This is a genomic window from Pyruvatibacter sp. HU-CL02332 (genome assembly GCF_040362765.1).
Lineage (GTDB): Bacteria > Pseudomonadota > Alphaproteobacteria > CGMCC-115125 > CGMCC-115125 > Pyruvatibacter.
Genome location: NZ_BAABWK010000001.1, coordinates 682,772 through 699,982, shown reverse-complemented (window position 1 = coordinate 699,982; position 17,211 = coordinate 682,772). Strand labels below are relative to the sequence as shown.

Sequence of the window (17,211 nt, the reverse complement as noted above, 5' to 3'; positions counted from 1 at the left end):
ATGGTGGCGTGAGGGATGCGGCACGTTGGCAAATCGAGGTCGCGCCGTTTGATTGTGCGGGTAGCCACGCCAATATCCCTTAGTGTGGCCTGCCCGGTCTGGTTCGGGGCAAGACAGCCACAAACACCGCCACAAACACCGCCGCCAAGACCGCCCTATCGCAGTTTTTCAGCCGAGTACAAAAATGAGCAGCACCGCATCGCGCCCTTCGACCGCCGACACCAAACACTCCAGCGATAGTGAGGCGCTGCCGGCGTGGGATCTCGGTGACCTGTATCCCGCGAGTGGGGCTGACGACGGCGAGGGTTCGTTTGCGGGACGTAGCGCGGCCCTTGCGGACATCGCCACAGCCAAATCGGAAGCCGAGGCCTTCGCCAAAACATATGCGGGCCATATCGACAATATTCTCGAAGGTGAATCAGGCGCTGATGCCCTTGCTGAGGCGTTGGGAGCCTATGAAGCCCTGGACGAGCGCATGGGCCGGATTGGATCCTTTGCCGGGCTTGTCTATGCCACCGACACGACCCATGGCGCCTACGCCAAGTTCTATGGAGACGTGCAGGAACAGCTGACGGGAATCAGCAGTTCGATCCTGTTCTTCACGCTCGATATCAATCGTATTGAAGAGGCTGATCTTGAAAAGGCCTATGCGGACAGCGAGAAGCTTGAGCGCTATCGGCCATGGTTGACTGCTGCGCGCGCATGGCGCCCCTACCAGCTGTCGGATGACCTCGAAAAACTACTGCTTGAGAAACGCGTCACAGGGGCTGCGGCCTGGAACCGGCTATTTGATGAAACCATGGCGGCGCTGCGCTTTGACATTGATGGCGAGCAGGTCCCCATCGAGCCGGCGCTCAACACGCTGAGCAGTTCATCGCCCGCCGAACGTGAAGCGGGTGCCAAGTCCCTGGCAGATACGTTTGCGAAGAATGTCAGCACCTTTACGCTGATTACGAACACGCTTGCCAAGGACAAGGAAACAGAAGACCGGTGGCGCGGCTATGAAGATGTTGCGCAGGCGCGGCACCTGTCCAACCAGGTCGAGCCGGAGGTCGTGGATGCCCTCGCCACAGCGGTGGAGAGCAGGTTTGCATCGGTCTCTCATCGCTATTACGCGCTGAAGGCCCGCATGGTGGGTGTCGATCAACTCAATTACTGGGACCGCAATGCGCCCTTGCCGGACAGTGACGAGCGCAAGCTCTCCTGGGACGATGCAAAGACGACAGTGCTGGATGCCTATCGCGGATTTGCGCCGGACATGGCTGAAATTGCGGGCCGGTTTTTCCAGCCGTCAGGCGGATCAAGCTGGATTGATGCGCAGATACGACCAGGCAAATCACCGGGGGCATTTTCGCATCCCACCGTGCCCAGTGCGCACCCTTATGTGCTGCTCAATTATCAAGGCAAGTTGCGTGATGTCATGACCCTTGCTCATGAGCTTGGGCATGGGGTGCATCAGGTGCTTGCCGCACCACAAGGGCAGCTGCTGTCCCAGACACCGCTGACGCTGGCTGAAACGGCATCGGTGTTTGGCGAGATGCTCACCTTCAGGGCCTTGCTGGCCGATGCACCGGACGAGCGGTCCCGCCGAGCCATGCTCGCGTCCAAAGTCGAGGACATGATCAACACCGTTGTGCGCCAGACCGCGTTTTACATGTTTGAGCGCGATGTGCATTTAAGCCGCCGCGAAGGCGAACTCACGTCCGATGATATCGGCCGTATCTGGATGGACGTTCAGGCGAAGAGCCTCGGCCCGGCGATCAAGCTCAATGAAGGCTATGAAACCTTCTGGTGCTACATCCCGCATTTCATTCACTCGCCGTTCTATGTTTATGCCTATGCGTTTGGGGATTGCCTCGTGAATTCTCTCTACCGGGTTTATGAGAACGGGCACCCAGACTTTGCGACGGCCTATCTTGATATGCTGCGGGCCGGTGGCACCAAGCATCACTCCGAGTTGCTGGCACCGTTTGGCCTTGATGCGCGCAATCCGGATTTCTGGTCCGGTGGTCTGGCGGTCATTGAAGGTCTGATCGACGATCTGGAAGGGCTGGTGGCCTAGTCATGGATGACACCCCGACAAATGAAGAAAACCGCATCGCCGGGCGCGCCAAGCGCTACGCCAAGGTCGGCGGTGGGGTCGGTGGCATAGCCGCCAAGGTCGCGGGTGCGCGCCTGTTTGGTCGTGACATCGATGATGCGGCGGTGGCGGCGGAACTGCGTGACGCGCTGGGCGGCATGAAAGGCCCCATCATGAAGGTGGCGCAGATGCTGGCCACCATTCCAGAAGCCATACCCGAAGAATATGCGCTTGAGCTGGCGCAGTTGCAGTCCAACGCGCCTGCCATGGGCTGGCCGTTTGTGAAGCGACGCATGGCATCTGAACTCGGCCGCAACTGGCAAAAGAAATTTGGATCCTTTGAGCGTGATGCGGCCGCTGCAGCATCCTTGGGGCAGGTGCACCGGGCAACGACTTTGGAAGGTGCGCCTGTCGCTTGCAAACTCCAATACCCGGACATGCAGTCTGCTGTGGAAGCAGATCTCACGCAGCTTGAGATGGTGTTTGCTATTCAACGCCGCATCGATGGTGTGATTGATACGCGGCAGATGTCCAAGGAGATCGGCGCGCGCCTGCGCGAAGAGCTCGATTACGACATGGAAGCCCGGCACATCGCGCTGTACCAGCACATGCTCAGGGGTGATGAGACCATTCGTGTGCCCGACGTGGTGGCTGACCTGTCAACGAAACGCCTGCTCACCATGAGCTGGCTGGATGGCCAACCCCTGCTGGACTTCAGGGAGGCCCCGCTTGAGGACCGCAACTCAATTGCAGCAGCAATGTTCCGCGCCTGGTGGCACCCGTTCAGCCACTTTGGTGTGATCCACGGCGACCCACATCTGGGCAACTACACCGTGCGGGAAGATCACGGGATCAATCTCCTCGACTATGGCTGCATCCGTAAATTCCCACCGACATTCGTTGCTGGCGTCGTTGAGCTGTATCGCGGTTTGCAGACGGATGATCGTGACCGTGTGGTGGCGGCCTATGAAAGCTGGGGCTTTGAGAAGCTCAACAATGAGCTCGTGGATGTCCTCAATATCTGGGCATCATTCATCTATGGCCCCTTGCTGGATGACCGGGTCCGGACGATTGCGGACGGTGTGTCAGCGGGCAAGTATGGCCGCGAGGAAGCAACAAAGGTCCATGCAGCCCTTAAGAAACATGGGCCGGTGACCCCGCCGCGCGAATTCGTGTTCATGGACCGGGCAGCGATTGGACTTGGCGGCGTGTTCCTCCATCTGGCAGCAGAGTTAAACTTCCATGATCTGTTCAATGCCGAGATAGATGCGTTTGATCATGATGTTCTGGTCAAGCGACAGGCCAAGCAGTTCAAGGCCAACGGGCTCACGCTGGAGGCGTAGGCCCGACTGGGGTATGTGTGCTGCCGGATTTACATCACCGCGACAGGCAAGCTGCATCCATGACCCAGACTGATACCCCAATGAATGAAGACGGCGTTCCGGAGGACTTCAGTCCGGCCACATGGCGTGGTGGCTTTGGGAATCAGGTGGGCCCCATCTATCAGCGGTTCAGTGGTGATGGCACCTGGGCGCGTGGCTTTCTGGTCGGAGAGCGGCACACAAACGGCTTTCAGAACTGCCACGGCGGCATGCTCATGGCCTTTGCTGACATGGCCTTTGGATCCGTGGTCACCTATGAGAAGCACCGGTTCTGGGTCACCGTTCGCTTGGTGACGGACTTTGTGTCGTCGGCGGCACTTGGCGAATTCGTCCAGGGCAATGCGTCGGTGACCGGGGAGGACGGCGATTTCATCACGGTGCGGGGGCATATCTGGACCGGCGGCAATGATCCGGCGGGCCCCGATGGGCGAACTTTGATGACGGGAACCGGTCTTTTCAAAATGCTGGGTGAGAGACCCGGCGAATCGCCCCTTTTGGCGGCCCGCGGCTAATGTCTTTCATCACGGTGAAAAGGCGCGGACTGCTTGCCCGATTGGCCGCTTGCCGCCTATAGTCCGGCTGAATTCTACGTATTTATGACTACCTGCACTTTCCAAGGAGACGGGGCCTATGGCCGACGCCAAAAACGAAGTTTTCGAAGCAGAAGCCTGGGGCAAAGAGATGGAGCCAGAGGGCCATTTTGGCACTTGGGACGGCTTTGTTGCTCTGACCAAATGGGGCACAGTCTCCGTTATTGTCATTCTTGTTCTCATGGGCATTTTTCTGCTTTAGCGGCAGAAGCGTAGGCCTGCGAGCTCTGATCGCTGCGTTTCGATCAGGCTCATCCCACCAATGGCCCAATAAAGAGGTCCGCGTTCAAACGTGATGTTCCAAAAGGGACGCACGGCATGGACCCAATCCAACAGGGCGGAGAAATATGAAGCTTGCTATCCCAAAGGAGCGGCGTGACAACGAAACGCGCGTCGCTGCCTCGCCGGAATCGGTGAAAAAACTCACAGCACTCGGCATTGATGTGATCGTGGAGGCGGGCGCTGGCCTTTCCTCTTCCGTATCAGACGCCGAGTTTCAGGCAGCTGGAGCGACCATTGCAGCTGATGCTGCTGCAGCCATGGGTGACGCTGATGTCATCTTCAAGGTGCGCGGTCCGGATGCGGATGAAATTTCAAAGATGAAGCGCGGCGCTGTTCTGGCTGCCATGCTCAACCCACACCAGAGCAAAGAAACGAATGACGCATTGGCAGCTGCCGGTGTCACGTCGTTTGCCATGGAACTGATGCCGCGTATCACGCGTGCCCAGTCGATGGACGTGCTCTCGTCGCAATCCAACCTTGCAGGCTACAAAGCCGTTATTGATGCTGCGGAACTCTTCACTCGGGCCTTCCCGATGATGATGACCGCTGCTGGTACGGTTGCACCGGCCCGCGTGTTCGTCATGGGTGCGGGTGTTGCGGGCCTTCAGGCCATCGCGACAGCAAAGCGCCTGGGCGCCATTGTGTCCGCCACGGACGTGCGAGCAGCGGCGGCTGAACAGGTGGAAAGCCTGGGCGGCAAATTCGTGATGGTGGAACCTGATGAAGGCGACACAGGCGAGACCGCTGGTGGTTATGCCAAGGAAATGAGCGAAGACTACAAGAAGCGGCAGGCCGCTCTTGTGGCTGAGACCATTGCCAAGCAGGACATCGTCATCACAACAGCGCTTATTCCGGGCCGTCCGGCACCGGTGCTGGTGACCGAAGAAATGGTTCGCAGCATGAAGCCGGGCTCGATCATTGTTGATCTCGCGGTTGAAGCCGGCGGCAACTGCCCGCTGTCTCAGCCCGGTGAGATTGTTGACGTTGATGGCGTCAAGATCATGGGGCACCGCAATGTGCCTGGTCGTCTGGCTGACGATGCGTCCAGCCTGTATGCCAAGAACCTGCTGAACTTCATTACGCCGCTCGTCGACAAAGAAACCGGCGCTCTCACAATTGACTGGGAAGACGAAATCATCACCGGCACGCTCATCTCCAAAGATGGGCAGGTGGTGCACCCGGCACTTAAGGAAGGAGCGGCCTAATGGAAGCTGCAATCGATCCCTTCATTTTCCGACTGGCGATTTTCGTTCTTGCGATCTTCGTTGGGTACTACGTGGTGTGGAGCGTGACGCCTGCACTGCATACGCCCTTGATGTCGGTGACCAACGCTGTGTCCTCCGTGATCATCGTTGGTGCGCTTATCGCCGTGGCGGTGGATGTGACGGCAACAGAGACTGCGGGCTTCTCACGCTGGCTTGGTATTGCCGGCGTGGTGCTTGCCAGCGTCAACATCTTTGGCGGGTTCCTCGTCACCCAGCGCATGCTGGCCATGTACAAGAAAAAAGAAAAGAAATAGGGGGCCTGAAATATGTCTGCCAATCTCGCAGCGCTCGCCTATCTCGTTTCCGGCGTGCTTTTCATCATGGCGCTTCGTGGGCTCTCCAGCCCTGAAACGTCCCGTCAGGGCAATATGTACGGCATGGTCGGTATGGCCATCGCTATTGCCACAACGCTCATCCGTCAGGACATCACCAGCAGTGAAGTCTGGATGTACATCATTGGCGCGATTGCCATTGGTGGCGGCATCGGTGCCATCACGGCCAACCGCATTGCCATGACGGCCATGCCACAGCTTGTTGCGGCGTTCCACTCCCTTGTGGGTATGGCCGCTGTGCTGGTGGCCTGGGCTGCCTTCATGTCACCTGAGGCCTTCGGCATTGGTGTGACGGGCAACATCAAGATCGTCAGTCTCATTGAAATGGGTCTGGGTGTGGCCATTGGTGCCATCACCTTCTCAGGTTCGGTCATTGCCTTTGCCAAGCTGCAGGGCACCATGTCCGGGGCACCGATCATTCTGCCAGCACGTCACCTCATCAACATTGCGCTGGCAGTTGCCATCGTCGGTGGTGTGATCTTCCTGTGCCTTGATCCGGCCAACCAGACGATTGAAGCCTTCCTGGCCATTACGGTCCTGTCCTTCATCATCGGCTTCCTGCTCATCATTCCCATTGGGGGTGCTGATATGCCGGTGGTGGTGTCGATGCTCAACTCCTATTCGGGCTGGGCAGCAGCGGCGCTGGGCTTCACCCTTGAGAACACGGCTCTCATCATCACAGGTGCCCTTGTGGGCTCCTCGGGTGCGATCCTGTCCTACATCATGTGTAAGGGCATGAACCGGTCGTTCTTCTCGGTGATCCTGGGTGGCTTTGGCGGCGAAACGGCAGCTGCCGGTGGCGCTGTTGAAACCCGTCCCGTGAAGCAGGGCTCTGCTGACGATGCAGCCTTCATCATGAAGAATGCAGGGTCTGTGATCATCGTGCCGGGGTACGGCATGGCGGTGGCGCAGGCACAGCATGCGCTGCGTGAAATGGCGGATGCGCTCAAGGCTGAAGGTGTGACGGTCAAATACGCCATTCACCCGGTGGCCGGTCGTATGCCAGGCCACATGAACGTGCTGCTGGCTGAAGCAAACGTGCCTTACGACGAAGTGTTCGAGCTTGAAGACATCAACTCGGAATTCGCACAGGCGGATGTGGCGTTTGTTATCGGCGCCAACGACGTGACCAACCCGTCTGCGAAGACGGATACGGCCAGCCCGATCTTCGGGATGCCCATTCTGGATGTTGAGAAGGCGGCAACCGTCCTCTTCATCAAGCGCGGCATGGGCTCGGGTTACGCCGGTGTGGAGAACGAACTGTTCTTCCGCGACAACACAATGATGCTGTTCTCTGACGCCAAGAAGATGGTGGAAGAGATCGTGAAGGGTCTGAACTAGTCCCCGCCACATAGCTGACAGACAAAAGGCCGGAGCAATTGCTCCGGCCTTTTTTGTTGTGTTGGTGGACGTCCTGGGGACGTGGGCCGGGCAACAAAAAACGCCCCCGGAAAACCGGAGGCGTTGATTGTTTTCAGTCTTGCGACGCGACTAGCGCTTGCCGCGGCCCTTTTTGGGCAGAAGACCTTCACGCTGGGCGCGCTTGCGGGCCAGCTTGCGGGCGCGGCGAACGGCTTCAGCCTTTTCGCGGGCGCGCTTTTCAGACGGCTTTTCGTAGTAGTTGCGCAGCTTCATTTCGCGGAACACACCTTCACGCTGAAGCTTCTTCTTCAAAGCCCGCAGGGCTTGATCGACGTTGTTGTCGCGAACCAGAACTTGCACGCACTCAGCTCCCTTCGAGCTTAAAATTCACCCCAGCGCGCCAGAAAAGCTGCGCAAACGGGTATGTATCGGTTTGGATTGGACGGGGTCCGGGTCAGATAGGCCGCGCTGTCAGTGGAACATCTAGCGCGCAAAAACCTGCCCCGGGCATGCCGTCAGGCATTCCAGAGGGGCGGTAAGTACCAAAAGACAGGGGTGTTGTCCACCTTATGTCGCACAGATGCTGGCTTTTCGTTGGCGTCTGGCGGGTCCATATAAGGGCCATGACCATTCGCAAGATAGCCCGCATGGGGCATCCGGTTCTGCTGCAGCCAGCCCAACCGGTCGAGGACCCAAAATCGCCAGAAATCCGCCATTTGGTGGCGGATATGGTGGAAACAATGATTGACGCCAACGGGGCGGGCCTGGCTGCGCCCCAGGTGCATGAACCCCTGCAGATCGTGATTTTTCAGGCACCGCCCGAGCGCGTGCCGGAGGGAACGGAGGCAGACGAGGCATTTGACCACACCGCGCCCCTTACCGTGCTCATTAACCCGAGAATCGAGATTTTGACCGAAGAACGCGCTCTGGGCTGGGAGGGGTGCCTGTCGGTGCCGGGCATGCGTGGTCTGGTTCCCAGGCCGACCCGTATAAGATATTCAGGGCTCGATATAGAGGGAAATGCCATGTCGCGCGAGGCGCGGGGCTTTCATGCGCGGGTCGTGTGCCATGAATGCGATCATCTTGAGGGCATTTTGTACCCCCAGCGGATGGATGATCTGAAGGATCTGATTTTTGAGACGGAGGGCCGCCACTGGGGCGGAGACCGCCCGTCAGACATAAACAAGAGCAAAGACGAAGGTTGAGTGCGACCGCAGGGGCGCCCGACACAGCAAAGGCAGCAGAACAATGACCGCAGACAAACACTACGACAAAGCGCGTTCGCAGATACTCAAGGCTGCGCTCCCGGACGTCCCGTTTGATGGATGGACCGGCAAGAGCATGCGCAATGCCGCAAAGAAAGCCGGTGTTGAAAGTGGGCTTGCACGGTTGGCGTTTCCCGGCGGGACAGCTGACCTGGTCTTGTATTTTGTTCAGCAGGGCGACAAGCGGATGGCGAGCAAGCTTGCCAAGTCTGACCTGCCGTCCATGAAGGTGCGTGAGCGCATTACCTTTGCGGTGCGGACGCGCCTTGAAGTGGACGAAGGGAATAAGGAAGCCCTGCGCCGTGCGACGGCCTATCTGGCACTTCCAACGTCAGGGACGGCTGGTGTCCGCGCTCTTTATGGAACGCTGGATGCCATCTGGCGCGCTGCAGGTGATACGTCTACGGACTATAATTTTTATACCAAGCGTCTCATCCTGTCCGGCGTCTACTCCAGCACGCTTGCGGTTTGGTTTGGCGACGACACCGAGGGCCATGAGAAGACCTGGGAGTTTCTTGATCGCCGGATTGCGGATGTGATGCAGATCGAGAAGGTAAAAGGCCGAGCCGAAAAGATTCTCGGTGCGTTGCCATCACCGCTGGGCCTTGTGTCCCGGCTGCGCTATCCGCTTGGACGTTAGGCAGTGATTCAGCGAGTTGTCTTGGGTGTGATGCGCGTAATGTGGCCCATCTTGCGGCCGGGGCGCGCGTCGCCTTTGCCGTAGAGGTGCAGACCCGCATTGGGTTCAGCTGCCATGTCCTGCCAGGCGTCCACATCGTCACCGATGAGATTAGTCATCTGCGCATCTGAGTGACGCTCAGGCGACCCAAGTGGCCAGCCCGCGACGGCACGCATGTGCTGCTCAAACTGGCTTACCGTGCAGCCTTCCAGTGTCCAATGGCCGGAGTTGTGGACGCGCGGTGCAATCTCGTTGACCACCAGCTCCTGTGTGCCAGCGACAACAAAAAGCTCGACGCCCATGACGCCGACATAATCGAGTTCGGCGGCGATCTTTTCGGCAAGCTCGCGGGCCTTGGCCTCGATGTCGTTTGAGTACCCGGACGGGACCGTTGAGAGCGACAGGATGTGGTTCTCATGGTCATTCCGGGCAGGGTCGTAGGCCGCTGTCGTCCCGTCGATGCTGCGTGCAACGATGACGGAGATTTCTGCTTCAAAATTGACGAAGCCTTCGAGGATCGAGGCCTGGTGCTTTACGGCATCCCATGCGTCGGACGCTGCGGCTGTGTCGTTGATGCGTGCCTGGCCTTTGCCGTCATAGCCCAGGCGGCGCGTTTTCAGGATGGCCGGGGTGCCGATCTCACCCAGGGCAGCAGCAAGGTCTGCTGGTCCTGTGATGTCTGCGAAGGGCGCGGTCTTGATGCCCAGGTCGCGCATGAAGCTTTTTTCTGCAAGCCGGTCCTGCGCGACGGCAAGCGCGCGGGCGCCGGGGCGCACGGGCACGTGCCTGGCGAGGAGGGCGGCGGTATCCGTCGGGACGTTTTCAAATTCGTAGGTCACGACATCGACGGCAGCCGCAAAGGCCTTGAGGGCTGATTCATCGTCATAGTCGGCGGTGGTGGTCGCGTCAGCGACCTGAGCTGCTGTGCACTCAGCTTCGGGGCAATAGATGTGCGTCTTGAGGCCCAGTCGTGCCGCCGCCATTGCGAGCATCCGGCCCAGCTGTCCGCCGCCCAGAATGCCGATTGTGCTGCCGGGGGGAAGGGCGCCTGAGGTATCAGGCATCTTCGACTGTCTCTTGGACGCTGGCTGTCTGGTTTGCGCGGAAGGCATCCAGCCGGGCGGCAAGGGCGTCATCGGTGGTTGCCAGAATGGCAGCGGCCAGCAGGCCTGCGTTCTTGGCACCGGCCTTGCCGATGGCAAGGGTGCCGACGGGAATGCCACCGGGCATCTGGACGATGGAAAGCAGGGAATCCTGGCCTTTGAGGGCAGCGCTTTCTACCGGCACGCCGAGGACGGGCAGTGGTGTCATGGAGGCGGCCATGCCGGGCAGATGAGCCGCGCCGCCAGCGCCTGCGATGATGACATGCAAGCCGCGCGATTTGGCGCTGGTGGCATAGTCATACAGGCGCTGAGGCGTGCGGTGCGCTGAGACGACCTGCGTCTCATAAGGCACGCCGAGCGCGTCCAGTGCTTCTGCGGCATGGGTCATGGTGGGCCAGTCAGAGCGGCTGCCCATGATGATGCCAACGAGTGGAGACGTGCTGGAGGTGCTTTCGCTCATAGAGTGCCTATGCCCAAAACAAGACTGCCCGGGACGTGCCCGGGCGCGGAAAGCAGGGGAGTATAGGCACGGGCGGGCGTATGGCAAGCATCGCCTGCATGCCGCGTTTATGAGGTTAAAGGGCAATTATGTGCCAGTTTGAGCCGTATTTGCCTTGGTTAGGACCGGGCATAAATGAATTGTTAAGGTGGCTCGCTTAGGTGGGAAGGGCAGCAATAGGCACTTTTTCAATGTTTTGCTGCCTTAATGACCGTGTTGGGCCTCTGATATTGGTCGTCTGACACACCCAGAAGGGCGTCCATATGTGGGCGACACACAGGCGGGGTTGACCATGAAGGTTGGAGGAACACGGCGGCCGGGGACCGTGTCATCCGTGCGGGGGGCAGGTTCACCCTCGCGGGCATCCGCTGCTGGCTCGGCTAGCGCTGCCAGTGCACCCCGTCAGATTTCTGACACCGCTTCCATCATGGGCATTCCTGAGGCCGAAGTGACACCCAAGGTGCGCGACGCGCTCATGACCTTGATGTCCGAGGTTGATGCGCTGCGCAAAGAACTCACAACCATGCGTGGCCGGCTTGATGCGGTTCAGCAAGAGGCCGATACGGATTCTCTGGTTCCGGTTCTCAACCGGCGCGCTTTCGTGCGCGAACTCTCCCGCATGATTTCATTTTCCGAGCGCTATGGTGCTCCCGCGAGCCTTGTCTTCATTGACCTCAACAATTTCAAGACTGTGAATGACACCTATGGTCATGCTGCCGGGGATGCGGTGCTTGAGTATGTAGCCGGTGCACTTGTGGAGCATGTGCGTGAATCCGACATTGTCGGGCGCATTGGTGGCGACGAGTTTGCTGTCATTCTTGCGCAGGCCAATGAAGCCGATGCGATGGAAAAGGCTGAGAGCCTTATGCATCTAATTGCGGACACGCCGCTGGAGATCATGGGGCACAAGATTGGTGTGTCCGTGTCACCGGGTGCTGTTGCGTTCAAGCCAGGTGAAGACGCGGCGACGGCCCTCGCGCGTGCTGACGAAGCCATGTATGTGGCAAAGCGTCGGCGTCAGGAAAGCGAGAAAAAGAGCTAGAGGCTCTTTTGACGGCAAGCCACCCCCAAGACCTCAGGCAATGATGTCGGGTACCAACTGGTCTTCGATGAAGCCAATCTCGTCGCGAATGGCGAGCTTCATTTTCTTCAGGCGGCGAATGCGTAAAGGGTCTGCGGCACCGCTTGCTTCCAGTGCATCGATTGCAGCATCCATGTCGCGATGCTGCTGGCGGAGCTGAACAAGCTTTGCGCGCAGGGCGTCTTCGCTTTCGGCTTCATCAGTTGAAACGTCCTGAGTCATGCCGCTCCGTGCATCCAGTTGAGTGCTGCGTCTGCCCCAAGCCTACGCTGTGTGGTTGCCTTCTAGCGTGCGCGAAGAAGGGCTGCAAGGTCATGTGTCTATTGAAAAATCCAAGACTTATGCCCGTTTGGCGGCAGTTTTGAGGGGGATGTCGATTTTGCTTAACAGACGTGTGAATTGGAGTCAGACTCATGGTCCGTCAACAGAGATATGGGAGGCCCGACGCATGTCACTATCAGTGCACCTCAACGAACTCCACGAGCGGCACCGGCTACTAGAGACGGAAATCGAGCAGGAACAACTGAGTCCCGCCAGCGACGATCTGGTGATCTCAGAGCTCAAAAAGAAGAAACTTCTGCTGAAAGAAGAAATTGAGCGATTGTCCCTTGAGTTAGACACCGCCGCCTGACGTTTCAGGCTTCTAGCACCTATCAGTATGACGCGTACGGCAAGCGCCAGACAGGAAGTCTGGCGCTTTTCGCATGTCTGGGCATAAGCCCGGACAGCAATCTGAGCGGATGTCCCTTGTATTAATTCGATCTCAAACTATATAGTGTGATATCGAATTATAGGGAGCATTCTCATGGCCAAGTCTCGTCGCCAATTTTTGCGAATCGTCGGATCAACTGCTGTTATTGCGGCTGCAGGGACAGCGGGCTTCATTGCCACCCGCACGCCGGAAACAGCCCTGGCGCCCTGGTCGCAGGCGGGCAGCGGTTACACAGACCCGCGCAAGCGCGCGCTGTCATACGCGGTTCTCGCCCCCAATCCGCACAATCAGCAGCCATGGCTGGTGACCCTTGAGGGCCAGGACAGTTTCACGTTGTCCTATGACCTGGATCAGATGCTTCCCCATACAGACCCGTTCAATCGTCAGATCGTGATCGGTCTGGGCTGCTTCCTTGAACTCATGCGCATGGCGGCGGCGAGCGACGGGTATCGTGCTGACGTTACTCTCTTCCCGGAAGGTGAGCCGGAGCCGGTGCTCGATGGGCGGCCGATCGCACGGGTAACTTTGGTGAAGGATGGTTCTGTCGCCGCATCGCCTCTGTTTGCGGAGGTCTTCAATCGGCGGTCAAACAAGGAGCCGTTTGATATGTCCAAGCCGGTGGCTCGCGAAGATATGTCCAGCATCGTCGGTGTGGTGGGTGATGGTGCGATCACCGGCACCATTCACGACCAGGGGTCAATTGAAACATTGAAGGATCTGAGCTGGCGCGCACATCTCATCGAGGTCGAGACGCCAAGAACCTACATGGAAAGCGTCGACGTGATGCGGTTCGGCAAGAGTGAAATCAATGCCAACCCGGATGGCATTGATTTGGGAGGTGCTTTCCTTGAGGCGCTGAACATGGCCGGCATTTTGACGCGTGAAGAACTCTCCGACATGACGTCCACTGCGTACGCTCAGGGCATCGACATGTATCGCGACATCATCTGGTCAGCCATGGGGTATGTCTATGTTGCAACCGCAACAAATACGAGACGAGATCAGATTGCATCGGGTCGTGACTGGATACGCATGAACCTCAAGGCCAACCAGCTTGGCATTGCCATTCATCCGCTGAGCCAGGCCCTTCAGGAGTATCCGGAAATGGATGCTTTGCTGACTGAGTTGCATGAAACACTTGGCCAGCAAGGGTCTCGCGTGCAAATGTTCGCGCGGGTTGGTTACGGCCCCGCTCTTTCGCCTAGCCCACGTTGGCCGATTGATGCGAAGATCACATGATTTTTTATTTGTATTTTGAGTTCAATGGACATCGACAAAAGCAATCAACCGTCCAAACTGAATGACCCGACACTCTTCACATTTTTCAATGAGATCGGAATCATCGATCAGTTGGCACGCACTGCATTTGAACGCGTACTGCCCAAGGGTTTGACCGTTCCGCAATTTTCAGTGCTCAACCATTTTGTGCGGCTTGGCGGTCCGCGCACACCGGCGCAATTGGCAAGCTCATTTCAGGTGAGCCGTGCGACCATGACAAATACGCTCAAGCGTCTTGATGAAGCTGGCTTCATTGTGGCTGAGAGAGATCCCGATGATGGACGATCAAAAAAGATCGACATCACGCAATCAGGGCGAGACATTCGAGAGGTTGCTGTAGGGAGTCTGATGCCGCTGTTGGCGGAATTATCGACGCGGCTTGATTTGAGTGCGATTGCGACATTGATACCAACGCTGCAGGCGGCTCGGATTGAACTCGACAACAGCCGCGAACTGGCTGGCGAAGTCGCCGCTAAACAAAAAGATCAATAGACGCGTCGTAGACAAGCTTTAGCCCTACAAGCGTCACGCCTGCGTAACAGAGTTTGTAGAATGGCTCTTCGGGGATCAGGTGGTGCAATTTGACGCCCACAAGAATCCCAATGGGTGCCAAGGGCATCAAGACCAGGGCCGTGAGCAGGTTTGTCGTGTCGAACTGGCCCAGCGCCAGATAGGGCGGCACCTTGATCAGGTTCACAGCCCAGAAGAACACCACGCTGGTTCCCACATAGAGAGTTTTGTCTAGCCGTTGGGGCAGCATGTAGACCTGAAAGGGTGGGCCGCCTGCGTGGGCCACGAAGCTCGTGAAGCCCGCGATAGCGCCCCAGAACCCACCTTTGCGCACGGAGCGGCCAGGAACACCTTCACGGCGTTGTCCGGTCCAGAAGTCAGCTGCGAAAGCCAGGGCTACAAGGCCGACAATCAAGGCCACATGCTCGGATTGCACCAGACTGGCCGTCATCCAACCGATGCCGATGCCCACAGCGGCAGCCGGGATGAGAATGCGCAGGTTGGGCATGTCAAAATTCCGCCGGTAGGCCCACAGGCCAACAACGTCCATTGCCAACAGAATGGGCAGCAAAATGGCAGCTGCCTGAAGGGGCGATATCACCAATGCCATAAGAGGGACACCGAGGATGCCGAACCCGGCCGCAAACCCACCTTTGGAAATTCCAACGATGAGTACAGCAGGCACGGCTGCGATGTAGAACCACGGGTCTTCGATCATGTGCGGGATGGCGTCCAAGGTAAGAAGAGCGCTTGCATGCACCCTTGTTGCGGTGGGAAATTGATTGGGCCGCTATAAGGCAAAACCCCTAAAGCGCAAAATCGCTGGCTGGCAAGCGATCGCCGGGCGGAAACAACAGGACGGTTATGAGCACTTACGACGAGAGCTATCAGGCATGGCGTGATGACCCGCAAGGGTTTTGGGCCAAGGCGGCAAATGACATCCATTGGGACAAAAAGTGGGACACGGTGCTGGACACGTCGGCCCAGGCCAACGGATCCTGGTTTGCCGGTGCCATGTGCAACACGTCGTATAATTGTCTCGACCGTCATGTTGAGGCGGGGCATGGAGACCGCGCCGCGCTGATTTATGACAGCCCGGTCACACAAACCAAGAAGACGTACTCCTATTCAGAGCTTCTGGAGGAAGTTGCCACCCTTGCCGCGGTGCTGAAGCAGCAGGGGCTCGTGGCCGGTGACCGTGCCATCATCTACATGCCGATGATCCCGGAAGCTGCCATTGCGATGCTGGCGTGCGCACGACTGGGTGTTGTTCATTCGGTGGTGTTTGGTGGCTTTGCCGCGCATGAGCTGGCGACACGCATTGATGACGCGACACCCAAGGCCATCCTGTTGGCGTCCTGCGGGATCGAACCGGGCCGGGTTGTTCCCTACAAGCCTCTTGTTGATGCGGCGATTGAGCAATCATCTCACAAGCCTGACGCCTGCTTTGTGCTGCAGCGTCCGATGGAAATGGCTGCCATGACGGCGGGCCGCGATCATGACTGGGCCGATAGTGTCGCGACGGCGAAAGTGGATGGCCGACGGGCGGACTGTGTGTCGGTGGCGGCGACGGATCCGCTCTACATTCTCTATACGTCCGGCACGACCGGACAGCCCAAGGGCGTGGTGCGTGACAATGGCGGGCACATGGTGGCGCTCAACTGGTCCATGAACGCGGTCTACGGCATGAATGCGGGAGATGTGTTCTGGGCCGCGTCTGACGTCGGGTGGGTCGTCGGGCATTCCTACATCGTGTACGGACCGCTTCTGGCCGGGTGCACCAGTGTCCTATACGAAGGCAAACCTGTTGGCACACCGGACGCAGGTGCTTTCTGGCGGGTAATTTCGGAGCACAAGGTAAAGGCGCTGTTCACAGCACCCACGGCCTTTCGCGCCATCAAGCAGCAGGACCCTCAGGGCGCGCTGATTGGCGACTATGATCTGTCTGATTTCACCATGCTTTTTCTTGCAGGTGAGCGCGCTGACCCACCGACGGTTCAGTGGGCAGAAGATCAACTCAAAGTGCCGGTCATCGACCATTGGTGGCAAACGGAAACAGGGTGGGCGATTGCTGCCAATCCGGCTGGGCTTGGGCTTCTGCCGATCAAGCATGGGTCACCGACGGTTCCCATGCCGGGTTATGACGTGCGGGTGCTTGATGATGCAGGTCACGAAGTGGCGGCAGGCACCACCGGGTCCATCGCCGTGAAACTGCCATTGCCGCCGGGGTGTCTTCCGACCCTCTGGCAAAATGAGGATCGATTCAAAGAAGCGTATCTTGAGGAGTTCCCCGGGCACTACAAAACGGCTGACGCAGGATACAAGGATGAAGACGGCTATCTCTTCATCATGGCGCGCACGGATGACATCATCAATGTGGCAGGGCACAGGCTGTCCACGGGCGGCATGGAGGAAGTGCTGGCGGGGCAGTCGGATGTGGCAGAGTGTGCGGTCATTGGTGTCGCTGATGATCTCAAAGGACAACTGCCATTGGGGTTTGTCGTGCTCAAGGCCGGGTGTGATCGCAGCGCTGACGATATTGAGCGCGACTGCGTTGCGCTGGTACGTCAGGAAATTGGACCGGTTGCAGCCTTCAAGAGCGTGATTGTCGTTAAGCGTCTTCCAAAGACGCGATCGGGCAAAATCCTGCGTGGTACGATGAGCAAGATCTGCGACAGCACTGAATGGAAGATGCCGGCAACGATTGATGACCCGGCCATTCTGGATGAGATTACCACTGCGGTGACCGCGCGGGGATATGCAACCGGTGCGACGAGCAAGAAGGCATAAC

General features: G+C 58.3%; 18 protein-coding genes and 1 pseudogene. 14 read left to right on the top strand and 5 right to left on the bottom strand.

The window, feature by feature from the left end:
* The first annotated feature begins 184 nt into the window (after window positions 1–184).
* The 7 genes and pseudogenes from ABXH05_RS03420 to ABXH05_RS03390 all read left to right on the top strand — a co-directional run bounded on the left by ABXH05_RS03420 (window position 185) and on the right by ABXH05_RS03390 (window position 7,272).
* On the top strand, window positions 185–2,062 hold the full coding sequence (locus ABXH05_RS03420) for a M3 family oligoendopeptidase (RefSeq protein WP_353559781.1): 1,878 nt from the start codon (window positions 185–187) through the stop codon (window positions 2,060–2,062).
* 2 nt (window positions 2,063–2,064) lie between these two features.
* Complete coding sequence (locus ABXH05_RS03415; protein WP_353559780.1) at window positions 2,065–3,423, top strand: ABC1 kinase family protein; 1,359 nt, start codon at window positions 2,065–2,067, stop codon at window positions 3,421–3,423.
* A 59-nt stretch (window positions 3,424–3,482) separates the two neighbouring features.
* The gene (locus ABXH05_RS03410) at window positions 3,483–3,974 is read left to right on the top strand and encodes a PaaI family thioesterase (protein ID WP_353559779.1); all 492 of its coding nucleotides are present in this window, start codon (window positions 3,483–3,485) and stop codon (window positions 3,972–3,974) included.
* Between the two features lie 118 nt (window positions 3,975–4,092).
* Entirely contained in the window at window positions 4,093–4,254 is a 162-nt protein-coding gene (locus ABXH05_RS03405) for an aa3-type cytochrome c oxidase subunit IV (RefSeq protein ID WP_081826357.1), read from the top strand.
* A gap of 145 nt (window positions 4,255–4,399) precedes the next feature.
* Complete coding sequence (locus ABXH05_RS03400) at window positions 4,400–5,539, top strand: Re/Si-specific NAD(P)(+) transhydrogenase subunit alpha (protein WP_353559778.1); 1,140 nt, start codon at window positions 4,400–4,402, stop codon at window positions 5,537–5,539.
* Window positions 5,533–5,853 (top strand): annotated as a pseudogene (locus ABXH05_RS03395) (NAD(P) transhydrogenase subunit alpha part 2); the annotation flags it as partial. The gene ABXH05_RS03400 and the pseudogene ABXH05_RS03395, both read left to right, overlap by 7 nt.
* Before the next feature lie 12 nt (window positions 5,854–5,865).
* Window positions 5,866–7,272 (top strand): NAD(P)(+) transhydrogenase (Re/Si-specific) subunit beta, encoded by a 1,407-nt coding sequence (locus ABXH05_RS03390; RefSeq protein ID WP_348137945.1) that lies wholly within the window; start codon window positions 5,866–5,868, stop codon window positions 7,270–7,272.
* 150 nt (window positions 7,273–7,422) lie between these two features.
* On the opposite strand, the gene rpsU is transcribed toward ABXH05_RS03390, so the two are convergent.
* On the bottom strand, window positions 7,423–7,653 hold the full coding sequence (gene rpsU / locus ABXH05_RS03385; RefSeq protein WP_043949759.1) for a 30S ribosomal protein S21: 231 nt from the start codon (window positions 7,651–7,653) through the stop codon (window positions 7,423–7,425).
* A gap of 263 nt (window positions 7,654–7,916) precedes the next feature.
* Between rpsU and def the strand changes: the two genes are divergently transcribed.
* Both def and ABXH05_RS03375 read left to right on the top strand, forming a co-directional pair.
* Window positions 7,917–8,498: a peptide deformylase gene (gene def / locus ABXH05_RS03380; protein WP_353559777.1), complete on the top strand. Its 582-nt coding sequence runs from the start codon at window positions 7,917–7,919 to the stop codon at window positions 8,496–8,498.
* Window positions 8,499–8,541: 43 nt separating this feature from the next.
* Window positions 8,542–9,198, top strand: a complete 657-nt coding sequence (locus ABXH05_RS03375; protein ID WP_353559776.1) for a COQ9 family protein — start codon at window positions 8,542–8,544, stop codon at window positions 9,196–9,198.
* 8 nt (window positions 9,199–9,206) lie between these two features.
* On the opposite strand, the gene ABXH05_RS03370 is transcribed toward ABXH05_RS03375, so the two are convergent.
* Together ABXH05_RS03370 and purE are read right to left on the bottom strand one after the other, a co-directional pair.
* On the bottom strand, window positions 9,207–10,301 hold the full coding sequence (locus ABXH05_RS03370; protein WP_353559775.1) for a 5-(carboxyamino)imidazole ribonucleotide synthase: 1,095 nt from the start codon (window positions 10,299–10,301) through the stop codon (window positions 9,207–9,209).
* Window positions 10,294–10,800, bottom strand: a complete 507-nt coding sequence (purE, locus tag ABXH05_RS03365; RefSeq protein ID WP_353559774.1) for a 5-(carboxyamino)imidazole ribonucleotide mutase — start codon at window positions 10,798–10,800, stop codon at window positions 10,294–10,296. The genes ABXH05_RS03370 and purE overlap by 8 nt, the downstream gene beginning before the upstream one ends.
* A gap of 331 nt (window positions 10,801–11,131) precedes the next feature.
* Between purE and ABXH05_RS03360 the strand changes: the two genes are divergently transcribed.
* The gene (locus tag ABXH05_RS03360) at window positions 11,132–11,881 is read left to right on the top strand and encodes a GGDEF domain-containing protein (RefSeq protein ID WP_043949754.1); all 750 of its coding nucleotides are present in this window, start codon (window positions 11,132–11,134) and stop codon (window positions 11,879–11,881) included.
* Between the two features lie 33 nt (window positions 11,882–11,914).
* On the opposite strand, the gene ABXH05_RS03355 is transcribed toward ABXH05_RS03360, so the two are convergent.
* Window positions 11,915–12,142 (bottom strand): YdcH family protein, encoded by a 228-nt coding sequence (locus ABXH05_RS03355; RefSeq protein WP_348137958.1) that lies wholly within the window; start codon window positions 12,140–12,142, stop codon window positions 11,915–11,917.
* A gap of 226 nt (window positions 12,143–12,368) precedes the next feature.
* Between ABXH05_RS03355 and ABXH05_RS03350 the strand changes: the two genes are divergently transcribed.
* The 3 genes from ABXH05_RS03350 to ABXH05_RS03340 all read left to right on the top strand — a co-directional run bounded on the left by ABXH05_RS03350 (window position 12,369) and on the right by ABXH05_RS03340 (window position 14,402).
* Window positions 12,369–12,551 (top strand): DUF465 domain-containing protein, encoded by a 183-nt coding sequence (locus tag ABXH05_RS03350; protein ID WP_348137960.1) that lies wholly within the window; start codon window positions 12,369–12,371, stop codon window positions 12,549–12,551.
* 174 nt (window positions 12,552–12,725) lie between these two features.
* Window positions 12,726–13,871, top strand: coding sequence for an Acg family FMN-binding oxidoreductase (locus ABXH05_RS03345; RefSeq protein ID WP_353559773.1), 1,146 nt, complete (start codon window positions 12,726–12,728; stop codon window positions 13,869–13,871).
* A gap of 24 nt (window positions 13,872–13,895) precedes the next feature.
* Window positions 13,896–14,402, top strand: a complete 507-nt coding sequence (locus ABXH05_RS03340; RefSeq protein ID WP_353559772.1) for a MarR family winged helix-turn-helix transcriptional regulator — start codon at window positions 13,896–13,898, stop codon at window positions 14,400–14,402.
* Here ABXH05_RS03340 and ABXH05_RS03335 read toward each other — a convergent pair.
* Window positions 14,383–15,138, bottom strand: a complete 756-nt coding sequence (locus tag ABXH05_RS03335; RefSeq protein WP_353559771.1) for a sulfite exporter TauE/SafE family protein — start codon at window positions 15,136–15,138, stop codon at window positions 14,383–14,385. The genes ABXH05_RS03340 and ABXH05_RS03335 overlap by 20 nt on opposite strands.
* 146 nt (window positions 15,139–15,284) lie before the next feature.
* Here ABXH05_RS03335 and ABXH05_RS03330 point away from each other — a divergent pair, with 146 nt between their 5' ends.
* A complete protein-coding gene (locus ABXH05_RS03330) occupies window positions 15,285–17,210 on the top strand; it encodes a propionyl-CoA synthetase (protein ID WP_353559770.1) in 1,926 nt (641 codons plus the stop codon).
* Window position 17,211: the final 1 nt, after the last annotated feature.